The sequence below is a fragment of the Neobacillus drentensis genome, assembly GCF_036966985.1.
GTDB lineage: Bacteria > Bacillota > Bacilli > Bacillales > Cytobacillaceae > Neobacillus > Neobacillus drentensis_E.
Window position 1 is genome coordinate 1 of record NZ_JBALSN010000522.1, and the last position, 8445, is coordinate 8445.

7 protein-coding genes are annotated in these 8445 nt (G+C 38.9%); all 7 read right to left on the reverse strand.

The window, feature by feature from the left end; genetic code table 11:
- Window positions 1–223 (reverse strand): ABC transporter permease subunit (locus V7659_RS27075; protein ID WP_335543175.1); only part of this gene is annotated, 223 nt, incomplete at its 3' end.
- A 62-nt stretch (window positions 224–285) separates the two neighbouring features.
- Window positions 286–1062, reverse strand: coding sequence for a transporter substrate-binding domain-containing protein (locus V7659_RS27080; protein WP_335543176.1), 777 nt, complete (start codon window positions 1060–1062; stop codon window positions 286–288).
- A 207-nt stretch (window positions 1063–1269) separates the two neighbouring features.
- Window positions 1270–2352, reverse strand: a complete 1083-nt coding sequence (locus V7659_RS27085; protein WP_335543177.1) for a M20 family metallopeptidase — start codon at window positions 2350–2352, stop codon at window positions 1270–1272.
- 126 nt (window positions 2353–2478) lie between these two features.
- Window positions 2479–2916, reverse strand: a complete 438-nt coding sequence (locus tag V7659_RS27090) for a BrxA/BrxB family bacilliredoxin (RefSeq protein WP_335543178.1) — start codon at window positions 2914–2916, stop codon at window positions 2479–2481.
- Between the two features lie 112 nt (window positions 2917–3028).
- Window positions 3029–4144: a methylmalonyl Co-A mutase-associated GTPase MeaB gene (gene meaB / locus V7659_RS27095; RefSeq protein ID WP_335543179.1), complete on the reverse strand. Its 1116-nt coding sequence runs from the start codon at window positions 4142–4144 to the stop codon at window positions 3029–3031.
- 2 nt (window positions 4145–4146) lie between these two features.
- A complete protein-coding gene (scpA, locus tag V7659_RS27100) occupies window positions 4147–6342 on the reverse strand; it encodes a methylmalonyl-CoA mutase (protein ID WP_335543180.1) in 2196 nt (731 codons plus the stop codon).
- Window positions 6323–8221 (reverse strand): methylmalonyl-CoA mutase subunit beta, encoded by a 1899-nt coding sequence (locus V7659_RS27105; RefSeq protein ID WP_335543181.1) that lies wholly within the window; start codon window positions 8219–8221, stop codon window positions 6323–6325. The genes scpA and V7659_RS27105 overlap by 20 nt, the downstream gene beginning before the upstream one ends.
- Window positions 8222–8445 lie beyond the last annotated feature (224 nt).

The window sequence follows — 8445 nt, forward strand, 5'->3', positions numbered from 1 at the left end:
AAATTAACATCAATTGTAAAATTAATGGAGTTCCACGAAAAATAGATGTATATAGATCCCCAAACCAATTTAATGCTTTGATACGTGATATTTTACATAAAGCTAAAATTGTACCAAGGATAAAACCTAATATAATAGAAATAATAACAAATTTTAATGTAACCCATATTCCCTCTAAAATAAAAGGAATATAAGGCACAATTTGGCTAAAGTCCAAATTCATGCCTTACACCTCACTTTATAATTTTCTTTGCTGCATTTGTCTTGTTGATATTCAGTTTATGCTTATTGCTGGTCTTTTAACCACTTGTCCTTTAATTCTTGGAGTTTTCCATTCTTCTCCAAGTCTTTTAGAGCTTTATTTACTTTTTCAGTTAAGTCACTGCCTTTTGGAAAAGCAACAGCCATACCAGGAGAACTTGTCGTCGGATCATCAAATCCGCCTAAACCTTGTTCTTTTATATATCCGGTTGCAACTGATTTATCCATATAAGCAACCTGGATACGATTTGATAATAGCTCTTGAATTAATGTTGTTGCATTATCTAATGGCTTTAACGTGAAATCAACCTTTTTTTGAAGAGTTTTTGCACCCTCTTCTTGAATGGTTCCCAACTGTACTCCAACTGTTTTTCCTTTAAGATCATCGATTGTTTTAATATTAGAATCTTTTAGAGTGATAAACATCTCACCTGAATGGTTATATGCTGTTGAGAAATCAACATTTTGCTTGCGCTTTTCAGTTGCAGACATACCAGCAAGTACCATGTCCACACGTTTTGCCTGTAATGCACCGATTAACCCATCAAACTTCATGTCTTTTATATCTAGTGTGTAACCTAATTCTTTAGCAATGGCATTAGCTAAATCAATATCAAAGCCCTCGACCTTACCTGATGGATCTCTTGATTCAAAAGGAGCAAAATCAGCGGAAGTAGCCATTGTTAAAACTTTCTTATCTGCTGCCTTTTCTCCATTAGCCCCATCTTTATTGCTCTGTCCACAAGCAGCCAAAACTACCAATGTTAAAATCATCGTAAAAAATAAAACTGTTTTTTTCATGATGTATCCTCCTATGATAAAAAATATCGACTTATTTTTATTTGAATTTTTATTCAACAAAACGAATATTAACACATAGATTTTATTTTGAAAAGATATTTTTCTAATATAAAAATTTTCTAAAGATTCTGTACTTGTTTATATTAAAACAATATTAATAAACAATGAAAAAGCACCTCTTTGGAAAGAGATGCCATTAGAAAAAAGTTAGTTTACTACTGTTTGACTAAATTCATTTTTCATTTTTTCCAATGCTTCTTTGTTAGTAATTAAATCATATCCAGTTAATGCCAGNNGCGAATCAAGGCCAATATAAGGATGAATGGCTGGCACAACATGACTGACATTTCCCATATCAATGGAACCATATGAGTCTTTCGCTTTCTTTACTTGCTTAACACCGGTAGTTAACAGATTGGCAGTAAATAACTGGGACAGCGTTTGATTGGTCACCATATTATCATAGCTTAATTCATAATTTTCGATATGCACCTCTGCCCCTGTCATCGAAGATGCCCCTTTTGCAATGCCAATTACCTTTTGAACCACTTCATTTAGATAGCTGCGATCCTTGGCACGAACATAAAACTGAGCTACGGCTTTATCTGGGACGATATTCGCTGCTACTCCGCCTTCTTTAATAATTCCATGGATTCTAACATCTGAAGTTACATGTTGACGAAGCGCATTGATCCCATTAAATAATTGAATGACTGCATCCAGTGCATTAATTCCCATCTCTGGGGAAGCCGCTGCATGACTGGTCCTGCCACGGAAATCAAACTGAATCGCATCCATTGCTAGAGATTCACCACTTTCATAGGATTCATCAGCAGGATGTAAAATCATCGCAGCATCGATATCATCAAAAATGCCTTGTTCAGCCATCGGCACTTTGGCACCATTTGTTTCTTCAGCAGGTGTTCCTAAGACAACCACACGCCCGCCAATTTCATCTACTACTTTACTTAAAGTTACTCCAGCCCCGGCACTCATCGTCCCGATCAAATTATGGCCGCATCCATGCCCAACCTCAGGCAACGCGGCGTATTCAGATAAATAAGCAATCGTTGGGCCATCCTTCTTGCTATCATAAACGGCTTTAAAAGATGTTGGCCTGCCAACGATTCCCTTTTCTACAACAAAATTATGTTCTTCAAGGAACTCTATTAACCGTTTACTAGATTCAAATTCTTGATCCCCTAATTCGGGATGATTGTACAGTGTATCACTAATCTCCCATAATCTATTTTGAATTTTTTCTAAATAATTTTTTAACACATTTTTCATGATGAAAAACTCCTCTATGTTATGATTAAAATTGCGAAATAATTAATAAATATACATTAAAAAATTCATTTCGACAAGAAAAAAAGCCAAATCAATTTATGATTTGGCTTTTTTCATATTCGTCTATTATACTTCTTCACAATGTTGATCAAATTCATTTTGAAGTTTGGATACAACTGTTGCAGGATCATAGCCCTCTATTTGATGTCTTTCCACCATTGAAATAATCTTACCATCCTTTAATAGGGCAAATGACGGTGAGGATGGCGGATAACCAGTGAAATAGCTTCTAGCCTTTTCAGTTGCTTCCTTATCCTGTCCTGCAAAAACAGTGACAAAGTGATCAGGGCGCTTATCATAATGCAGAGCATGTGCTGCTGCAGGACGCGCCACGCCGCCAGCACAACCACAGACGGAATTAATCATGACTAAAGTAGTCCCTTTTTGGTCAAGTGCTGCTTCCACTTCCTCAGGTGTTGTCAATTCTTTATATCCGGCAGACACGATTTCTTGACGTGCCTGTTTCACAACATCATTCATAAAGAAATTAAAATCCATGCTCATTAAATTCACTCCTTAGATTTATGCCTATACATACATATTAACAGTAAAAATATGTTTTTTTCAAATGTAGAATCCTAATACTGTAGAAGAATTTAATGGCTGCTTCACTTTTCTATCCTAAATAAATAGTAAATAACTCATCAACAGCTGTAGCCACTGTCTTTTCTCCAGCGATTACTTCATTTTCTAAAGTAGATAAGGTACTTTTCACACCATTATGATGAAAAAAATGAAATTGAAGTTGGTCAGTTATCAGCGAATAGAGCCATTCTTTCGCCTGGGTTCTTCTTCTTTCAAATAGCACACCTGATGTTTTACCTTTTTGCTCAAAGGACTGAATGACATTCCAAACATCACTTATCCCCTCTTGAGTCAACGAAGAACATGTATAGGCTTTAGTTGCCCAGCCCTTTGTGGCGGGATGCAGAAAATGAAGGATGCGATTATACTCTTTTCTCGTCTGCTCAGCGATTTGTTTGTTCTCCCCATCTGCTTTATGAACAAGGACGGCATCAGCCAATTCCATAATCCCTTTTTTCATCCCTTGCAATTCGTCGCCCGCACCTGTAAGAACTAACAGCATGAAAAAGTCTACCATATCTCTAATAATCACTTCACTTTGCCCAACCCCGACTGTTTCGATTAAGATGACATCAAAACCGGCTGCCTCACAAATTAGCATGGCCTCTCTCGTCTTCCGATGAACCCCGCCTAGTTTTCCTGCGGTGGGAGAAGGACGGATAAAGGCACGAGGGTTCCTTGATAACTGCTCCATCCTTGTCTTGTCTCCAAGGATACTGCCGCCGCTGATGCTTGAGCTTGGGTCAATGGCTAATACCGCTACACGATGCCCTAAGCTGCAAAGGTACGTACCAAATGTTTCAATAAAGGTACTTTTCCCTGCACCGGGAACACCTGTTATTCCAATTCGGATAGCTTGACCACTTTTAGGCAGGAGTTTCTGCAGGAGCTGTTGTGCTTTTTGAAAATGCTGCTCTGCATTGCTCTCAACAAGCGTAATCGCCCTAGCCAAAAGACTCCTATCGCCCCGTATGACTCCTTCATAAAGTTCTTCCACCGCCGGTTCAGAATTTTTGCGCTTTTGAAAGCGGATATTTGGTTGGATGGATGATGCTTGCCCCTCTTGCTCTTGGCCTTTTCTTATCACACTTGAACATTTATCTGGTTCGTTTGGATCGCTCCATTCCGGCTTTTGATCAAGAGACATTATTAAGACACTTCCTCATAACCGAGTTTGTGATAAATCTCCTTGACGACCTTTTGTGCGGCAACAGGAATAATTGTACCAGGTCCAAAGATAGCTGAAGCACCGTGGTCATATAAAAATTGATAATCCTGTGCTGGGATAACGCCGCCAATCACAACCAGAATATCATCTCTGCCAATCATTTTTAATTCTTCCACCAATTGCGGGAGAAGCGTCTTATGACCTGCAGCAAGCGAACTTATCCCAATAACATGAACATCGTTTTCAACAGCCTGCATCGCTGTTTCCTCTGGAGTTTGAAATAAAGGGCCAATATCAACATCAAATCCAAGGTCAGCGAAGGCCGTGGCAATCACTTTGGCACCGCGGTCATGACCATCCTGACCCATTTTCGCAATCAGTATTCTTGGTCTTCTGCCCTCATTTTCTAAGAATTCTTCGGTCATTCTTTTTACTTCATTAATTTCTTCTTCATTGCTAAATGCGGTGCTATACACGCCGCTGATTGAACGGATCACAGCCTTATGCCTGCTTGCCACTTGCTCAATTGCATCAGAAATTTCCCCAAGCGTGGCTCTCGCCCTTGCTGCTTGTACAGCCAATTCTAATAGATTCTGTTCACCAGTTTCCGCCGCTTTCGTTAAGTTAGTAAGCGTTTCTTGTACTTTCTTCTCATCGCGATTAGCTTTTAATGTATTTAATTTTTCAATTTGTTTTAACCGGACGGCTGTATTATCGATATCCAAAATATCAATCGCTTCTTCCTTTTCTAGTCGGTAACGATTGACGCCGATAATAGTTTCCTTCCCAGAATCAATTTGTGCCTGTCTTCTAGCAGCTGCTTCTTCAATTCTCATCTTAGGCAGGCCAGTTTCAATTGCCCTGGCCATTCCACCAAGATTTTCAATCTCTTCAATATGTGTCCATGCTCTATTAACCAATTCATCTGTTAATTTTTCAACGTAGTATGAGCCTGCCCATGGATCGATGACATTAGTAATCCCCGTTTCCTCTTGCAAAAATAATTGTGTGTTACGGGCAATCCGCGCAGAAAAATCGGTTGGCAGTGCGATTGCTTCATCCAATGCGTTCGTATGCAGAGATTGGGTATGCCCCATCGCAGCAGCATGTGCTTCTATCAAGGTACGAGTGACATTATTAAACGGATCTTGCTCAGTCAAACTCCAGCCTGATGTTTGCGAATGTGTCCGTAACGCTAATGATTTTTCGTTTTTTGGGGAAAATGATTTCATCATTTTTGCCCAAATCAATCGAGCAGCGCGCATTTTAGCTACTTCCATGAAGTAATTCATCCCAATTGCCCAGAAAAAGGACAATCTTGGCGCAAATGAGTCGATTTCAATACCTGCCTTAAGACCTGTACGTACATATTCCAAGCCATCTGCAAGAGTGTATGCCAGTTCTAAATCCGCTGGTGCGCCCGCCTCCTGCATATGATAACCGGAAATACTAATACTATTAAACTTTGGCATGTGTTTGGACGTATATTCAAAGATATCAGCTATTATTTTCATAGACATTTCAGGTGGATAAATATAAGTGTTTCGGACCATATATTCTTTTAAAATATCATTTTGAATGGTACCTGCCAGTTTCCCCTGACTTACACCTTGTTCTTCAGCAGTCACGATGAAAAAGGCAAGTATCGGCAGAACTGCCCCGTTCATGGTCATTGATACGGACATCTGGTCTAACGGTATTCCCTCAAACAATGTCTTCATATCAAGAATGGAATCGATCGCAACCCCTGCTTTACCGACATCACCAACCACTCGTGGATGATCGGAGTCATAGCCGCGATGTGTGGCTAAATCAAAAGCAACTGATAATCCCTTTTGTCCCATTGCTAGATTACGGCGATAGAAAGCATTGCTTTCCTCTGCTGTTGAAAAACCTGCATATTGTCTAACTGTCCAGGGACGGTTGACATACATGGTTGGATACGGTCCTCTTGTATAAGGAGGGAGCCCTGGAAGATCATCAATATGTGGAAGATCATTACGATCCTCTTTTGTATAAAGCGGTTTTAGACTGATTTGTTCATTCGTCTCAAACAGTAAATCATCGAACGAACCATTTATTTCTTGATCGACTTTTTGCTGCCACTCTTCTTTGTTGATAAATTTCTGTTCGTCAAATAAGGATATATTTTGAAAATCAGGCTTTTGTTTCTTCAACCTTACTCACCTCCAACTCCCTTAGAATGGACAACAGCGTTTCATAACAATTGCTTTTCACATGGATAAACTGCTTAATACCTTCATCCATCCACAGATCCTGTTTTTCTTTTTCTGGCAGTCCTGCTAAGTAAAAAGTCCGCTCAGGAAATTCAGTTTTAAGAATCTTTAGGATGTCATGTCCAATTATTTCATATTGATCATTCGTTCCGCATATGCAATAGTGCTTTGCAGGATGTTCTAAAACGAATTTTCTGGCATTTTCAACAGTTATAATAGAATTACTTATAAGCGCTTTCAAACCACCGGCTGCGAGAAATCCCTTCATAAAATCAAGCCTTGCTTTATGCTGTTTTATTCCTCCGAGACAAATCATACCTACAGAGGGCTTAAATCCTACTTTTCCTTCGAGATCAACTGACTTTTTTCGTAATTCTTCGAATGGTTCTGCCAATCTTCGGTTTGGAATAGCCTCTATATTTATTAACGAGTTATCACCATTTGCAAAATCTGAATTTTTCTCTGGCGGGTTTTTATATGTAACCATTTCATCCAGATTGGCGTAGACATTTGTTCCCACAATACTTTTCCTTCTTGTTTGGATATCATGAATCTTTTTTTCATAGACCGCTGCTATCTCTTGTTGCAACCATTTAGATTTTAGTACTTCTAAAATGCCTCCATTTGCGTCAATACGTTTAAAAAATCCCCAAGCTTTTTCAGCAAGTTCATTGGTTAGATGTTCCACATACCAAGAACCTCCAGCAGGATCAATAACCTTTTGCAAATGTGCTTCTTCCTTCAAAAGCAATTGAGTATTTCTAGCAATTCTATCCGAGAACGAAGTGACACTTGTAAGATCATCGAAAGGACTCACATGTAAGTACTGAATGCCCCCAACCACAGCCGCAAAAGCTTCATTTCCAGCCCGAAGGAGGTTAACATACGGGTCATGTAAAGTTTTTGTGTTAGTAGAAGTTTCAACAGCAATATTCATCCTGGATCTATCTTCATTAGCTCCATAAACACTGCTCACACGGCTCCATAGGAATCGGGCAGCTCGAAGCTTTGCGATTTCCATGAAGAAATTGCTGCCAATGGAGAATTGGAAAATCATTTTTGAAAAAATCGTATCTAGATCCATGCCTGCATCCTGAAGATGTTCAAGATAGAAAATTCCCTCAGCTATTGCAACCCCCAGTTCTTGAGCAGCACTTGAACCACCATTATGATAGGCACTAGTATCAATTAGAATTGTACGCAAGTTAGGAAACTTTACAGCAGAATTACTAATGTTATTAACCCAGTCTTTCAGAAATGCTTCTGAAATAACTCCTTCTTTAGCAAAAATGGCAACTGGATCTGAACCAACATATCCGCTGATTTTTTCGCTAGCATCTTCGCGTTCTACTATTGCTTCTAATTCAGTGAGAAAAGTGGATTGGTATTCTTTAGCGTCGATTGAAAAGGGATATTGAGTATATGAATCTGCTAAAACCTTTCCTAGGTTTTGATCGCCGCCTAACAGATTTTTCGAGACATTAAATGAAATGGCTGATTGACCTTTTTTAAATGATTGATGGAGTTTCGTATGCAAGTCTTCTACCGATTGGCAGGATAGTCGTTGGGCAACCTTCCAATCATTTGTCAGATAACCTAATGGATAGATCCCTCTTCTAAAATCTGAACCTCCTGGATATTCCGGTACCTGACACTCATCTTGACGGGTATAAAGCGGTTTCAAAATAATGTTTTCATATGTAGTAGTTTGTAAAGATTCAACCGATTTTCCTTTTAAGGATTGCTCTGCTTTTTCTGTCCATGCTTGTTCTGATATTGAAGGAAAAGACTGATTCTTTAAATTGTTCAAACTTCTCATCCCCCTCTCTCCTCAATTGAATTAAAATTCAAATAATTCTACCTACTACTATTTTATGGTACAAATACATTTCAAGCAATCTAAAAACAAACAACCGCTGCCATGCTTGGTAGCGGTTGTTTTGTTTTAATAAATCGAAGTCGTTGATTTTGAAGTATTTTCTAGTATTTCCTTCACACGTTGTAAGAAACGTCCGCAAACGAGGCCGTCTAATACTCTATGAT

What these genes read in the sequence shown, in the direction of transcription:
- V7659_RS27080 (WP_335543176.1), bottom strand. Translation starts at nt 1,062, where the DNA reads ATGAAAAAAACAGTTTTATTTTTTACGATGATTTTAACATTGGTAGTT.
- V7659_RS27090 (WP_335543178.1), bottom strand. Translation starts at nt 2,916, where the DNA reads ATGAGCATGGATTTTAATTTCTTTATGAATGATGTTGTGAAACAGGCA.
- meaB (WP_335543179.1), bottom strand. Translation starts at nt 4,144, where the DNA reads ATGTCTCTTGATCAAAAGCCGGAATGGAGCGATCCAAACGAACCAGAT.
- V7659_RS27105 (WP_335543181.1), bottom strand. Translation starts at nt 8,221, where the DNA reads ATGAGAAGTTTGAACAATTTAAAGAATCAGTCTTTTCCTTCAATATCA.